The sequence below is a fragment of the Streptomyces sp. NTD91 genome (genome assembly GCF_059510455.1).
The window spans coordinates 67,986-81,070 of the sequence record NZ_JCAJZW010000014.1; the positions used below are offsets into that span (position 1 = coordinate 67,986).

Sequence of the window (13,085 nt, forward strand, 5' to 3'; positions counted from 1 at the left end):
CTAAGGTCTGCCTTCCGCCGCTCTCTCCAGAAGCTCGGCCCGGCCTATCGACTCCGCTCGGGAGGCCGGGACCGTGCAGGCGTGGGCGCCCGCGACCGCGCCGTAACGGGCGCAGGTCCCGGGGGGCTCGCCGGCGAGGCGGCCGTAGAGGAACGCGGCGGCGAAGGCGTCGCCCGCGCCGTTGGAGTCCACCACCGGTGCGGGCGGCTGCGCCGCGGGCACATGGGTCAGCTCGCCGTCGGTCAGCAGATGGGCGCCCTCGGCTCCGGCGGTGGCGACGACCACCTCGGCGCGGCCCCGCTCGGCGATGCGCCGCATGGTGCGCTCGGGGTCGGCCAGCGCGGCGGCCGAGAGGAAGACGACGTCGGCCGCGTGGGCGAACGGCTCGTGGTACGGGTTCTCTCCGTCCCAGTCGTGCAGATCCGTGGACAGGCTCACGCCCGTGGCCGTCAGCACCGGCAGGGCCTCGGCGCAGGGCTGGGTGATCGTCACGTGCACGTGCCGGCTCGCCCCGGCCAGCATGCGCAGCGTCTCCGGCGGAAAGCGGTCGCCGGGGCGTGCGCGGCTGGTGTCGTACAGGGAGAGGCGGCGTCCGTCCGGGCCGACGAGGTTGACCGCCCGCTTGGTGCCGGCCGGCTGCGGCAGCGCGGTCAGTCCGATGCCGTGCTCGCGGTGCAGGGCGCGCACGAGGCCGCCCTCCGGGTCGTCGCCGAGCAGGTCGAGGTGGTGGGTGCGCAGCCCCAGTGCGGCGAGGCCCAGCGCGACGAAGTCGCCGGTCTGTCCGGCCCGGGTACGGATCCCGGAGTCGATCATGTAGCTGTCGGCGTACGGCAGGGGCAGTTCGGGGACATGGATGATGGTGTCGACGCCGGCCCCTCCCAGCACCAGGACGTCCGTCCCGGGGTGTGCGCTCATCCGCCGCCCTCTCCGTGGTCGTACACCGTCACGGCGCAACTCCGCGGGCCGGGCCGGGGGCCTCTTCGCCGTGAATCCGCCGAGCGGGGGATCTGCGGGCCGTGCGCAGCCGGTCGCGCAGTTCCCCGCGCACCCTTCGGGACGCGCCCCTGACCGTACACGGCAACGCGCCGGACCGCGCCCGGAACGAAGTCGTCCGCGGGCGCGGTCACGGTGCCGGGCGCGGTACGACGTCTCGGGTCACCGGCGGGCGCCGCGCGAGGGCGAGTACGAAGCCCTCCCAGCAGCCGCCGATGTCGTCGCAGACACGGGCGATCAGACGCCCTCGGCGGGCGGGCGGTGCCGTCACCCCGGACTTCCCCGATCTCCGCCCCGGCGCGGCCGTGGGCGATGCACCGACAGGGGCGCCGACCCGCTACCTCGTCAGCTGTGAGAGTTCTTCGTCGGTGCGGCGGTCCACCCGGCGGCGCACCCCGAACCAGCCGGCGACCAGCAGGACGGCGATCACCGGGATGAGCAGGATGGTCTTCCGGCCGACGCCGGGGTCGTTCCACATCATGCCGAGACAGACCATCAGGAAGGCGACCGTGGCGATCTCGGTGACGGGGCTGAACCTCAGCTGGAAGTGCGGCCGGGTCACCAGGCCCGCGCGGGCGCGCCGGACGAAGATCATGTGACAGATCATGATGATCACCCAGGTGCTGACGATGCCGAGGGAGGCGACGTTCAGCACGATCTCGAAGGCCTGGCTGGGCATCAGGTAGTTCAGGCCGACGCCGAGGACACAGACCGCGCAGGTCAGCAGGATGCCGCCGTAGGGCACCTGGCTGCGGCTCATCCGGGCGGTGAACCTGGGGGCGGAGCCCGCCATGGCCATCGAGCGCAGGATGCGGCCGGTGGAGTACAGACCGGAGTTCAGCGAGGACATGGCGGCGGTCAGCACGACCAGGTTCATCACGTCACCGGCCGCCGGGACACCGATCTTCGACAGGACCGTGACGAACGGGCTCTCGTCGGCGGAGTACACGGAGCCCGGGAGCAGCAGGGCCAGCAGCACGACCGAGCCGACGTAGAACAGGCCCACGCGCCACATGATCGAGTTGACCGCGCGGGGCACGACCTTCTCCGGCTCGGCGGTCTCGCCGGCCGCGACACCCACCAGTTCCAGGGCGGCGTAGGCGAAGATCACGCCCTGCATGACCAGGACGACCGGCATCAGACCGTGCGGGAAGACGCCGCCGTGGCCGGTGACGACGCCGAGGCCGGGAGTGTGGCCGCCGACCTTGTGCCGGGTGGCGAGCAGGAAAATGCTGATCAGCATGAAGCCGACGATGGTGGCGACCTTGACGATCGCGAACCAGAACTCCATCTCGCCGAAGATCTTCACCGAGATCAGGTTCACGGCGAGGACCACCGCGAGGGCGATCAGCGCCAGCACCCACTGCGGGATCGAGGTGAAGAAGCTCCAGTAGTGCGTGTAGAGCGCGATCGCGGTGATGTCGGCGATACCGGTGGTCGACCAGTTCAGGAAATACATCCAGCCGGCGACGTAGGCGCCCTTCTCGCCGAGGAACTCGCGCGCGTACGACACGAAGGAGCCGGAGGACGGCCGGTAAAGGACCAGCTCGCCCAGGGCCCGCACGACGAAGAAGGCGAAGACGCCGCAGACCAGATAGGCCAGCGCGAGCGCCGGGCCGGCGTTGTGCAGACGGCCGCCGGCGCCCAGGAGCAGGCCGGTGCCGATGGCGCCACCGATCGCGATCATGTTGATGTGGCGGGCCTTGAGGTCCTTGCTGTAGCCGGCGTCGCCCGCGTCCGCGGGCGTCCGGGCCGCCTGGGTGCGGGCGATGACCTGTGCCGATTCCACGGCGTCCTTGCTCACGGGTGGTTCACTTCCTGGTGCGCCCGGTCCTCGTGGGTCCGGGGGACGTGCAGGGCTCGGTCCGCACCACCCTGTTGAGTCGCGGCACAGACCGAGGCAGCAGCTTCCCAGACGAACCCGCCCCCATGCGGTGGTTCATGTCACACAGCGTTACTTCTCACATGATCAACAAAGGGTCCACACGACGTTCACCAGAGGTTTCACACCATTGGTGAGACAGCGATACTGCTGCACATGACCACCGACGCCGGGGACACGCCCCTCACCATCGACGAGCTGGCCGCCCGGGCGGGCGTCACCGTGCGCACCGTCCGCTTCTACGGCAGCAAGGGCCTGCTGCCGCCGCCGGTGATCGGCCCGCGCCGGGTGGGGCACTACGGGCCGGACCACCTGGCGCGGCTGGCCCTGATCGAGGAATTGCAGCGGCAGGGCATGACCCTGTCGGCGATCGAGCGCTACCTGCGGCAGCTGCCCGCCGACCTTTCGCCGCACGACCTGGCCATTCACCGTGCGGTGGTCGCGTCCTGGGCGCCCGACGTGGTCGAGACGGTGTCCCGGCGGGAGCTGGAGCGGCGGTCGGGGCGGGTGCTCACGGACGAGGACCTGGAGCGGCTCGCGGCGATGAACGTGGTCGCCGCTGCGGAGGACGACGCCTTCCGGGTCGACTCCGGGCTGCTCCGGCTCGGCGTGCAGCTGCTGGACGTACCGCTGTCGCAGGAGGCGATCCTCGCGGCGCGCAAGGTGCTCGTCGAGCACTCGCGCGCCGCGGCTCACGAGCTGTCCCAGCTCCTCCGCGGCGAGGTCGCGGAGCGTGACGCCCAGGACGTGAGGTCGCTGTCGGCACACATGCACCCCTTGGTGGTGCAGGCGCTGCTGACGACGTTCCAGCGGTCGCTGCGGGAGGAGCTGAGCGAGTGGGTCACCCGGTCAGGAACGGACTGAGTCCGCGAACGACTCTCCCTTCCCGGCCTTCTCCACGAGCAGCGCGGGCGGGGTGAACCGCTCGCCGTAGCGCTCGGCCAGCTCCCGCGCGCGGGCCACGAAGCCGGGCAGGCCGCCTTCGTAGCCGTTGACGTACTGGAGCACACCGCCGGTCCAGCCGGGGAAGCCGATGCCGAGGACGGACCCGATGTTGGCGTCGGCGACGGAGGTCAGGACACCCTCCTCGAGGAGGCGCACGGTGTCCAGCGCCTCGGAGAAGAGCATCCTCTCCTGCATGTCCCGGAACGGGATCTCATGGCCCGGTTTGGCAAAGTGCTCGCGCAGGCCCGGCCACAGCCCGGCCCGCTTGCCGTCCTCGGTGTAGTCGTAGAAGCCGGCGCCGCCGCTGCGTCCGGTGCGGCCGAACTCGTCGACCATGCGGTCGATGACCGCCTCCGCCGGGTGCGCGTTCCAGGTACCGCCCGCCTCCTCCACGGCGCGCCTGGTCTCGCCCCGGATCTTGCGCGGGAGGGTGAGGGTCAGCTCGTCCATCAGGGAGAGGACCTTGGCGGGGTAGCCGGCCTGGGCGGCGGCCTGTTCCACGGAGGCGGGTTCGATGCCCTCGCCGACCATGGCGACGCCCTCGTTGATGAAGTGGCCGATCACCCGGGACGTGAAGAATCCGCGCGAGTCGTTGACCACGATCGGCGTCTTGCCGATCTGCCGGACCAGGTCGAATGCGCGGGCCAGGGCCTCCTCTCCGGTGCGCCCGCCCTTGATGATCTCGACCAGCGGCATCTTGTCGACGGGCGAGAAGAAGTGCAGCCCGATGAAGTCGGCCTGGCGCTCCACGCCCTCGGCGAGGGTGGTGATCGGCAGGGTCGAGGTGTTGGAGCACAGCAGGGCGTCGGGTGCGACGACGGACTGGACCTCCTGGAAGACCTTGTGCTTGAGCGCGGTGTCCTCGAAGACGGCCTCGATCACGGCGTCGCACCCGGCGACGTCGGACACGTCGGCGGTGGGGGTGATCCGGGCGAGCAGCGAGTCCGCCTTCTCCCGGCTGGTACGGCCCTTGGCGACGGCCTTGGCGCACAGCTTCTCGGAGTAGCCCTTGCCCTTGACGGCCGCCTCCAGGGAGACGTCCTTCAGGACGACGTCGATGCCCGCGCGGGCGCAGGAGTAGGCGATGCCGGCGCCCATCATGCCCGCGCCGAGCACGGCGACCTTGCGGACCTGGCGGGACTCGATGCCCTTGGGCCGGTTGGCGCCGGAGTTGACGGCCTGCAGGTCGAAGAAGAACGCCTGGATCATGTTCTTGGCCGTCTGCCCGGTGACCAGCTCGGTGAAGTAGCGGGTCTCGATGGTGCTCGCGGTCTCGAAGTCGACCTGGGCGCCCTCGACGGCCGCGGCCATGATGTTGCGCGGGGCCGGGTAGGGGGCGCCGTTCGTCTGCTTGCGCAGATTGGCCGGGAACGCGGGGAGGTTGGCGGCGAACTTCGGGTTCGCGGGGGTACCGCCCGGGATCTTGTGGCCGGGGACGTCCCAGGGCTGGTGCGACTCGGGGTGGGCGTCGATGAAGGCGCGGGCCTTGGCGAGCATCTCCTCCGCGGTCGCGGCCAGGTCGTGGACCAGGCCGTTTTCCAGGGCGCGGCGCGGGTTGTACTGGGTGCCCTGCAGCAGCACCTTCAGCAGCGCTTCGGTGATGCCCATCAGGCGCACGGTGCGGGTGACGCCGCCGCCCGCGGGCAGCAGGCCCAGGGTGACCTCGGGCAGGCCGATCTTGGAGCCGGGGGCGTCCAGCGCGATGCGGTGGTGGGAGGCGAGCGCGATCTCGTAACCGCCGCCCAGCGCCGCGCCGTTGATGGCTGCGACGACCGGCTTGCCGAGGGTCTCGATGCGGCGCAGCGCGCTCTTGATCTCGGTCGCGGTGTCGAAGACGCGCTGCGCGTCCTCGGGTCCGGCCTTGATCATGTCCTTGAGGTCGCCGCCCGCGAAGAAGGTCTTCTTGGCGGAGGTGTAGATGATGCCGCGGATGGAGTCCTTCTCGGCCTCGGCGCGCGCGGCGATCGCCGTGATGGAAGCCCGGAAGGCCTCGTTCATGGTGTTCGCGGACTGGTCGGGGTCGTCCAGGACGAGGGTGACGACACCGGTGCCGTCCTGCTCCCAGCGGATGGTGGTGCTCTCGGTCATGACAGTGGTCTCCGTTGAGGTCTGGTGGTTCCGCGGGGAGTTCAGATGCGCTCGACGACGGTGGCGATGCCCATGCCGCCGCCGACGCACAGGGTGGCGAGGCCGTAGCGCTTGTCCTGGCGCTCCAGTTCGTCCACGAGGGTGCCGAGGATCATCGCGCCGGTCGCGCCGAGCGGATGGCCGAGGGCGATGGCGCCGCCGTTGACGTTGACCTTGTCCAGGGACAGGCCCATGTCCCTGACGAAGCGCAGCACGACCGCGGCGAACGCCTCGTTGATCTCGACCAGGTCGATGTCGTCGATGGTGAGGCCGGCCCTCGCCAGGGCCTTGCGGGTGGCGGGGGCGGGCCCGGTGAGCATGATGGTGGGCTCGGAGCCGGAGACGGCGGCGGAGACGATCCGCGCGCGGGGGGTGAGGCCGTAGCGCTCGCCGACCTCCTTGGAGCCGATCGCGACGAGGGAGGCGCCGTCCACGATGCCGGAGGAGTTGCCCGCGTGGTGGACGTGGTCGATCTTCTCCACCCAGTGGTACTTCTGCAGCGCGACCGCGTCGAAGCCGCCGAGTTCGCCGATGTCCGCGAAGGACGGCTTGAGCTTCGCGAGGGAGTCGGCGGTGGTGCCGGGGCGAAGGTGCTCGTCGTGGTCGAGGACGACCAGGCCGCTGCGGTCCTGCACGGGGACGACCGAGCGGGAGAAGCGGCCCTCCTTCCAGGCGGTGGTGGCGCGCTCCTGGGAAAGCGCCGCGTACTCGTCGACGTCCCGGCGGGAGAAGCCCTCGATGGTGGCGATCAGGTCGGCGCCGATGCCCTGCGGCACGAAGTTGACGGCGAGGTTGGTCATCGGGTCGTTGAACCAGGCGCCGCCGTCGGAGGCCATCGGCACCCGGGACATGGACTCCACACCGCCCGCGAGGACCAGGTCCTCCCAGCCGGAACGGACCTTGGCGGCGGCCAGGTTGACGGCCTCCAGGCCGGAGGCACAGAAGCGGTTCTCCTGCACGCCCGCGACCGTGTCGGGCAGGCCGGCGGCGACAGCGGCGATCCGGGCGATGTCGGAGCCCTGATCTCCGACGGGACCGACGACGCCGAGCACGATGTCGTCGACGGCGGCCGGGTCGAGGCCGGGGAAGCGGGCGCGGATCTCGTGGATGAGTCCGACCACCAGGTCGATGGGCTTCGTGCCGTGCAGGGCGCCGTTCGCCTTGCCGCGGCCGCGCGGGGTGCGGATCGCGTCGTACACGTACGCTTCGGTGCTCACTGGTGTGCCTTTCGGAAGGGTGGGCCGAGCGGGGTGGCCGGGTTCAGCCGGCGTCGGTGACCGGGTCGTCGTTCACGGGTGCGGGTGTCCCCCAGTCGCGGGCCACCGCGTCCGTGCCGGCGCCCGGCAGGGCGGGGCCGGTGCGGACGGAGGCGGGGGTGACGGAGAAACGGGGGGCGGGGGCCGGCTGGGTGATACCGGCGTGGTCGGTGAAGGTGCCGCGGGCGGCCAGGTGCGGGTGGTGCGGGGCCTCGCGCAGGGACAGCACGGGTGCGACGCAGGCGTCGGTCCCCTCGAAGACCAGGGTCCACTCGTCCCGGGTCCGGGACTTGAAGCGGGCGGCGACACGCTCGCGCAACTCGCTCCAGCGGGTGACGTCCGTGTGGGCCGGTGCCAGGTCCTCCAGGCCGAGCAGGCGCAGGAACTCCGCGTAGAACCGCCCCTCCAGGGCGCCGACGGCCATGTACTTGCCGTCGGCCGTCTCGTAGGTGCCGTAGTAGGGGCAGCCTCCGTCCAGGAGGTTGACGCCGGGCCGGTCCTGCCAGCCGCCGGCCGCGAGCATGCCGTGGATCATCGCCGACAGGTGGGCCGTGCCGTCGACGATGGCGGCGTCGACGACCTGTCCTGTGCCGGTCGCGCGCGCGTGGTGCAGTGCGGCGAGCACGCCGACGACCAGGTACAGGGCGCCGCCCGCGTAGTCGCCGAGCAGGTTGGCGGGGAAGACCGGGGGCTCGCCCGGGCGGCCGGTCATCCCGAGGGCGCCGGTCACCGCGATGTAAGCCACGTCGTGGCCCGCCCGGTCGGCGAGCGGGCCGTCCTGGCCCCACCCGGTCATCCGGCCGTAGACCAGGCGAGGGTTGCGGGCGCGGCACTCCTCGGGGCCGACGCCGAGCCGCTCGGCGACGCCCGGGCGGTAGCCCTCGAGGAGGATGTCGGCGCGTTCGGCGAGGTCCAGCACGCGTGCGGGGCCGTCGGGCGCCTTCAGGTCGATCACGACCGAGCGCTTGTTGCGGTTGGTGACGTCGTACGCGGGGTCGATCCCGAGGCCGGGCCCGCCCGGCCGGTCCACCCGGACCACGTCCGCGCCCAGGTCCGCGAGGAGCATGGCGGCGAACGGGCCCGGCCCGATGCCGGCCAGCTCGACCACGCGCACGCCGGAGAGCGGACCGCTGACCGGCGTCGCCGGCGTCCCTGCCGTCGTCATGCTCCAGCTCCCGAGGGTGTGTGACACAAACGATGTAACACCGGTGATGCTAGGAACGTGTTCCACCCGGCACAAGACCTAACGAGCAAGCGCTTAGTCAAGTGCTCGCGGTCGCGTGGATCACCCGGGAGAGTGAAACGCGTGCGCCGCGCTGCCCGGCATCCCGGAGGCCGGCCGGGGCGCGGGCGGCGCGGCCGATGCCGCTGGTGCGCCACGGCGTGACGACGACGCTCACCCCGGCGGCCCCGCCCACCGGATCTCCTCACCACGGCCCGGTGGTCCGGGCGACGGCGCGCGGACTTTCTCCCCCTTCGTCGGGGTGTTCCTGGCTGCGGCCACCACTGCCTCCGGGCTGGTCGTCGGCACTCGCACTCCTCACGCTAGCCTCAGCCACCGACAGCGGCGCGGGCTGCGGGACCAAGGGGTGTCATGAGCAGGCTGAACAGGGCGGACCGTCCGTACGACCTCGTGCTCTTCGGAGCCACCGGCTTCGTCGGCACCCTCACGGCGGAGTATCTCGCCGCGCACGCGCCGAAGGACCTGCGCTGGGCGGTGGCCGGTCGCGACGAGGGCAGGCTGGAGCGACTGCGCGAGCGGCTTCCCGGCGCGGCGGAGATCGGTGTGCTGCGGGCCGAGGTGCGCGAGCCCGCGTCCCTGCGTGCCCTCGCCGAGCACGCGCGCGTGGTCGCGACCACCGTCGGGCCGTACGTGCTCTACGGCGAGGACCTGGTCGCCGCCTGCGCGGACACGGGGACCGACTACCTCGACCTGACCGGCGAGCCGGAGTTCGTGGACCTGACCTACGTCCGGTACGACACACGCGCGCGGGAGACGGGCGCCCGACTGATGCACGCCTGCGGCTTCGACTCCGTACCCCATGACCTGGGCGTGTACTTCACCGTCCGGCAGCTGCCGGAGGGGGTCCCGCTCAGCGTGGACGGCTACGTGACCGCCGACGCGGCCTTCTCCGGCGGCACCCTGGCCTCGGCGCTGAACCAGTTCGCACGCGGCCGGCAACTGCTGGCCGCCGCGCGCGAACGGCGCCGGCACGAGCCGCGGCTGATCGGGCGCAGGATCACGGCGGCGACGGGCGCGCCGCGGTTCGCCGGCGAGGTGGGCGCATGGGCGCTGCCGCTGCCGACCGTCGACCCGCAGATCGTGCGCCGCTCGGCCAAGGCCCTCGAGCGGTACGGCCCCGACTTCCGCTACCGGCACTACGCGGCCGTGCGGCGGCTCCCGGTCGCCCTGGGCGGGGTCACCGCCGTCGGCGCGGTGCTGACGGCCGCCCAACTGCCGCCCGCGCGGCGCTGGTTGTCGAACCGGCTGCGGCCGGGAGACGGGCCGAGCGCGCAGCGGCGGGCGCGCAGCCGGTTCGCGGTGCGGTTCGTCGGCGAGGGCGGCGGCCGGCGCGTGTTCACGGAGGTCTCGGGCGGCGACCCCGGCTACGACGAGACGGCGAAGATGTTCGCCGAGGCGGCGCTCAGCCTGGTCTTCGACGACCTCCCGCCCACGGCCGGGCAGGTCACCACGGCGCAGGCGATGGGTGACGCCCTGACCGAGCGGCTGCGCGCCGCCGGGATCACCTTCCGGGTCGCGGCCGCCGACCCGGTCCCCTCCTCCGTTTGAGACTTCCGCGCTCCAGCCCGCAGCCGGGCCGCGGCCGTCGCCGGAAAAGTCTCCAGGGTTCTTCAATGACACGATGGAGGCTCAGGCAGCCGAGAGGGAAGGGGCCGAGAGAGGCATGAAGTTCGTGCTCGAGTGACCGTGGACAAGAACGCGCCGGCCCAGGACCGGGCCGGCGAGCTGGGGCGCATCCTGCGCTACCGGGGCGGCAACCTCCGCCACTACGCCCTCGAACCGGGAGACGGATCGACCGTCCACGACTCCGCGTATCAGGAGGTCGGCGCCTGGCGCGTCGTCGCCTCCTGAGCACCCGCGGCGCGCTGTGCCGCGTCCCGCAGCGCCCGGCGGCACAGCGCGTCCGCCCGGCGCGTGGTCTCCGGCAGCCGGTGGCGCGGGGTGAGGGCGAGGGTGTGGGCCACGGCGTTGTCCAGGCTCACCCGGTGGCCGACCGAGACGAAGACGGGTTTGACGCCGTCGCGGGTGCGCAGCGCGCGCCCGACCTCCTCGGTGCCCGCGAGCAGCGGAGCCGCAGCGCCGCGCAGCGCACCGGGCTCGTCATGGGTGAAGACGAACGGGTTCTTTGCGACGCCGATGACCGGCAGGCCCGTGAGCACGCCGAGGTGACTCGCGAGGCCGAAGCGGCGCGGGTGGGCCCTGCCGTAGCCGTCGCACACGACGAGGCCCGGCGGGCAGGGCAGCCGATCCAGGGCGGCCCGGACGGTGGGGATCTCCCGGAAGGCGAGGAGGCCGGGCACGTACGGGAACGAGACCCGGCCGACGGCCGTCGCCTCGGCGACCACGTCCAGCGTGGCGGCGTCCAGCACGACGGCCGCCGCGGCGACGAGGTCGAGTTCGTCGTCGTAGGCGACGTCGACGCCGGTGACCCGGCCGCTCCCGGGCTCGGGGCCGCGCTCCTCGAGCACCACCCGCCCGCGCAGCGCGTCCTGCACCGCACGGGCCTCTTCCTCGGTCGCGGGCCAGCCCGCGGGTACGCCTACGGTCGTCATGGTGACGTCGACTGTACGGGCGTTCGGCACCTTGTGGAGCCCGGGGGTAGTCTCGCGATCATGTTCGTGCTGGAGCTGACCTACACCGCACCCCTCGACGCCGTCGACGCGCTGCTGCCGGACCATGTGGCCTGGCTGGAGACGCAGTACGAGAAGGGCTTCTTCCTGGCCTCCGGGCGCAAGAACCCCCGGGACGGCGGGATGGTCCTCGCCGGGGACCGGGCGCGGATCGAGGAGATCGTGGCGGGCGACCCCTTCCTCACCGGCGGCGTGTGCACGTACCGGATCACGGAGTTCACCGCCACGAAGACGGCGCCGGAGCTGGCCCGCCACCGGCAGACGCCGAACTGATCCTCGCCGCTACCCCTTCTCGGCGTTCAGCGCGCGCTGCAACTCGTCCTTGTTCATGTGCGAACGGCCTTCGATGCCACGCTGCTTCGCCTCGTTGTACAGCTGGTCGCGGGTCGGGCCCCGGGAGCCGACCCGGTTGCCGGACCGCTGGCCGCCGCGCTTGCCCGAGGACATGTCCTGCGTCGAGCTGCGGCTCGCGGTCTTCGATTCGCCGGAGCGGGCGCGTTCCTTGTTGACCGTCCGCGCGGCGATCTCCTTGGCGCGTCCGGCGCTCTCGCCCCGGTCCTGCGCGCTCTTCTTGATGTGCTCGTACTGGCGTTCGCGCTTGGCGCTGGAACCGGCCGGCATGATCGCTCCCTTCCTGTACGACGGGCCTGCGCAAGGGCCTTGCGCAGGCCCTGTGCGGCGGGAGACGAGTACCCCGGTTCCGGCTCTCTACCTCAGCGTTCCAGCCGCGCCACCCTGCCCTGCTCGCCGGCCGCCCAGCAGCTGAGGTCGGGCGTGCAGTCCACGGTGTCGTACGAGCCGGTGTCGATCGTGCGCCAGGTGCGGCCCGCGTCGGTGGTGAGGTCGGTGCCGGTGGGGCCGACGGCGAGCGCGGCGGTGCGGCTGTGCGGGAGCCAGGCGGCCCCGGAGCGGTAGGCGGGCGGGGGCGTGGCGGCCGGGGTCCAGGTGCGTCCGCCGTCGGCGGTGACGGCGGCGGCCCGCGGTGAGGGCCGGCCGGTGCGGTAGTCGCCGCCGACGGCGAGGCCGTGGTCGCGGTCACGGAAGGCGAGTGCGAAGACGCCCTTGGCGGGATCGCCGGCGGGGAGGGGTGTGTCGGCGGCCGTCCAGGTCACTCCGCGGTCGGCGGAGTGCAGCACGCGCGCGTGGGCGCCGCCGCCGGTGGCCAGCCACACGTCCTCGGACCCGGAGGTGACCAGGCACTGGCCACCGGCGGCGAAGCCCGCCTCGCCGTCCAGGGCGGGCGGCATGCCGGCCGAGGGCAGCACTCGCCAGGAGCGGCCGCCGTCGCTCGTGGCCAGGATGCGGAACCGTCCGTCCACGGGGTCGCTCGTCGCAAGGCCGTGCCGGCGGTCGAAGAAGGCCATGCAGTCGTAGAACGCGTGGGGGTCGGTGTTGCGGAAGGACTCCGTCCAGGTGGCTCCGCCGTCCTCGGTGCGGTACACGCGGGACGCCTCGCCCTCGCCGATGGCCAGCACCACGGCCCGCCGCGCGTCGAACGCCTCGACATCCCGGAACTGCAGATCCTGCGCGCCGGGCGGGGAGACGTTTCGCCAGCTCGTTCCGCCGTCCGTGGTGCGCAGCACCGTGCCGCCGGTGCCGGCCAGCCAGGCGGTGCGCCGGTCGACGGCAGCGAGTCCCCGGAAGCGGACCTGCGGGGTGCCCGGGTCCTTGGGTGCCCAGTGCACGCTCCCCTGCCCGAACGGCCCCGCCGCGGCCGTCGGCACGGTCAGCGCGGCGAGCGCCGCCCCGCACGCCACCCCCGCCGCCACCAGTCTGCTCGTGCGTCCTCTGCGTCGCGTGCTCCCCATGCGCCTCATGGCGGGCGAAGCTAGCCCACCGGCAGGGTGCCGTCCAGAGGGCCAACTGCCCGTCGTACGGGCGAAATGACCAGCCTCTCATGGTGCATGAATGCGGTGACCGAGGTCACTCGTGCCGCCTGTGCACGGATCGGCCGGATCCGTCGTCTCTTCCAGTGCCGGGTGGTGCACACCCGGGCGCAGTCCAGCCGT

The 13,085-nt window shown here is 72.5% G+C and carries 13 protein-coding genes; 4 read left to right on the forward strand and 9 right to left on the reverse strand.

All coding sequences use genetic code 11. The annotated features are described in order from the left end of the window. From AC5WRT_RS17020 to AC5WRT_RS17030, 3 genes are all read right to left on the reverse strand, one after another. The gene (locus AC5WRT_RS17020; protein WP_496094307.1) at positions 1-915 is read right to left on the reverse strand and encodes a PfkB family carbohydrate kinase; all 915 of its coding nucleotides are present in this window, start codon (positions 913-915) and stop codon (positions 1-3) included. 208 nt (positions 916-1,123) lie between these two features. Beyond that, complete coding sequence (locus AC5WRT_RS17025) at positions 1,124-1,264, reverse strand: hypothetical protein (RefSeq protein WP_496094306.1); 141 nt, start codon at positions 1,262-1,264, stop codon at positions 1,124-1,126. A gap of 66 nt (positions 1,265-1,330) precedes the next feature. Then, a complete protein-coding gene (locus tag AC5WRT_RS17030; protein ID WP_496094305.1) occupies positions 1,331-2,797 on the reverse strand; it encodes an amino acid permease in 1,467 nt (488 codons plus the stop codon). Positions 2,798-3,031: 234 nt separating this feature from the next. Here AC5WRT_RS17030 and AC5WRT_RS17035 point away from each other — a divergent pair, with 234 nt between their 5' ends. After that, entirely contained in the window at positions 3,032-3,739 is a 708-nt protein-coding gene (locus tag AC5WRT_RS17035; RefSeq protein ID WP_496094304.1) for a MerR family transcriptional regulator, read from the forward strand. Here the strand turns inward: AC5WRT_RS17035 and AC5WRT_RS17040 are convergent. From AC5WRT_RS17040 to AC5WRT_RS17050, 3 genes are read right to left on the reverse strand one after another with little or no spacing between them, the layout of a single operon-like run. Further along, positions 3,725-5,908, reverse strand: a complete 2,184-nt coding sequence (locus tag AC5WRT_RS17040; protein ID WP_496094303.1) for a 3-hydroxyacyl-CoA dehydrogenase NAD-binding domain-containing protein — start codon at positions 5,906-5,908, stop codon at positions 3,725-3,727. The two genes, AC5WRT_RS17035 and AC5WRT_RS17040, sit on opposite strands and share 15 nt — an antisense overlap. 41 nt (positions 5,909-5,949) lie before the next feature. Continuing rightward, complete coding sequence (locus AC5WRT_RS17045) at positions 5,950-7,164, reverse strand: acetyl-CoA C-acetyltransferase (RefSeq protein ID WP_496094302.1); 1,215 nt, start codon at positions 7,162-7,164, stop codon at positions 5,950-5,952. 43 nt (positions 7,165-7,207) lie between these two features. Continuing rightward, entirely contained in the window at positions 7,208-8,368 is a 1,161-nt protein-coding gene (locus AC5WRT_RS17050) for a CaiB/BaiF CoA transferase family protein (RefSeq protein WP_496094301.1), read from the reverse strand. A gap of 429 nt (positions 8,369-8,797) precedes the next feature. On the opposite strand from AC5WRT_RS17050, the gene AC5WRT_RS17055 reads away from it, so the two are divergent. After that, the gene (locus AC5WRT_RS17055) at positions 8,798-9,994 is read left to right on the forward strand and encodes a saccharopine dehydrogenase family protein (RefSeq protein ID WP_496094300.1); all 1,197 of its coding nucleotides are present in this window, start codon (positions 8,798-8,800) and stop codon (positions 9,992-9,994) included. A 132-nt stretch (positions 9,995-10,126) separates the two neighbouring features. Continuing rightward, positions 10,127-10,297, forward strand: a complete 171-nt coding sequence (locus AC5WRT_RS17060; protein ID WP_496094299.1) for a hypothetical protein — start codon at positions 10,127-10,129, stop codon at positions 10,295-10,297. Here AC5WRT_RS17060 and AC5WRT_RS17065 read toward each other — a convergent pair. Then, the gene (locus tag AC5WRT_RS17065; protein ID WP_496094298.1) at positions 10,261-10,998 is read right to left on the reverse strand and encodes an endonuclease V; all 738 of its coding nucleotides are present in this window, start codon (positions 10,996-10,998) and stop codon (positions 10,261-10,263) included. The genes AC5WRT_RS17060 and AC5WRT_RS17065 overlap by 37 nt on opposite strands. Positions 10,999-11,058: 60 nt before the next feature. Between AC5WRT_RS17065 and AC5WRT_RS17070 the strand changes: the two genes are divergently transcribed. Further along, positions 11,059-11,349 (forward strand): YciI family protein, encoded by a 291-nt coding sequence (locus tag AC5WRT_RS17070; protein ID WP_496094297.1) that lies wholly within the window; start codon positions 11,059-11,061, stop codon positions 11,347-11,349. A 9-nt stretch (positions 11,350-11,358) separates the two neighbouring features. Here AC5WRT_RS17070 and AC5WRT_RS17075 read toward each other — a convergent pair whose 3' ends face one another. Together AC5WRT_RS17075 and AC5WRT_RS17080 are read right to left on the reverse strand one after the other, a co-directional pair. Further along, entirely contained in the window at positions 11,359-11,697 is a 339-nt protein-coding gene (locus tag AC5WRT_RS17075; RefSeq protein WP_496094296.1) for a plasmid stabilization protein, read from the reverse strand. A 92-nt stretch (positions 11,698-11,789) separates the two neighbouring features. Next, on the reverse strand, positions 11,790-12,884 hold the full coding sequence (locus tag AC5WRT_RS17080) for a WD40/YVTN/BNR-like repeat-containing protein (RefSeq protein ID WP_496094295.1): 1,095 nt from the start codon (positions 12,882-12,884) through the stop codon (positions 11,790-11,792). Positions 12,885-13,085: the final 201 nt, after the last annotated feature.

What these genes read in the sequence shown, in the direction of transcription:
- AC5WRT_RS17070 (WP_496094297.1), top strand. Translation starts at nt 11,059, where the DNA reads ATGTTCGTGCTGGAGCTGACCTACACCGCACCCCTCGACGCCGTCGAC.
- AC5WRT_RS17035 (WP_496094304.1), top strand. Translation starts at nt 3,032, where the DNA reads ATGACCACCGACGCCGGGGACACGCCCCTCACCATCGACGAGCTGGCC.
- AC5WRT_RS17075 (WP_496094296.1), bottom strand. Translation starts at nt 11,697, where the DNA reads ATGCCGGCCGGTTCCAGCGCCAAGCGCGAACGCCAGTACGAGCACATC.
- AC5WRT_RS17065 (WP_496094298.1), bottom strand. Translation starts at nt 10,998, where the DNA reads ATGACGACCGTAGGCGTACCCGCGGGCTGGCCCGCGACCGAGGAAGAG.
- AC5WRT_RS17050 (WP_496094301.1), bottom strand. Translation starts at nt 8,368, where the DNA reads ATGACGACGGCAGGGACGCCGGCGACGCCGGTCAGCGGTCCGCTCTCC.
- AC5WRT_RS17055 (WP_496094300.1), top strand. Translation starts at nt 8,798, where the DNA reads ATGAGCAGGCTGAACAGGGCGGACCGTCCGTACGACCTCGTGCTCTTC.
- AC5WRT_RS17080 (WP_496094295.1), bottom strand. Translation starts at nt 12,884, where the DNA reads ATGGGGAGCACGCGACGCAGAGGACGCACGAGCAGACTGGTGGCGGCG.
- AC5WRT_RS17020 (WP_496094307.1), bottom strand. Translation starts at nt 915, where the DNA reads ATGAGCGCACACCCCGGGACGGACGTCCTGGTGCTGGGAGGGGCCGGC.
- AC5WRT_RS17040 (WP_496094303.1), bottom strand. Translation starts at nt 5,908, where the DNA reads ATGACCGAGAGCACCACCATCCGCTGGGAGCAGGACGGCACCGGTGTC.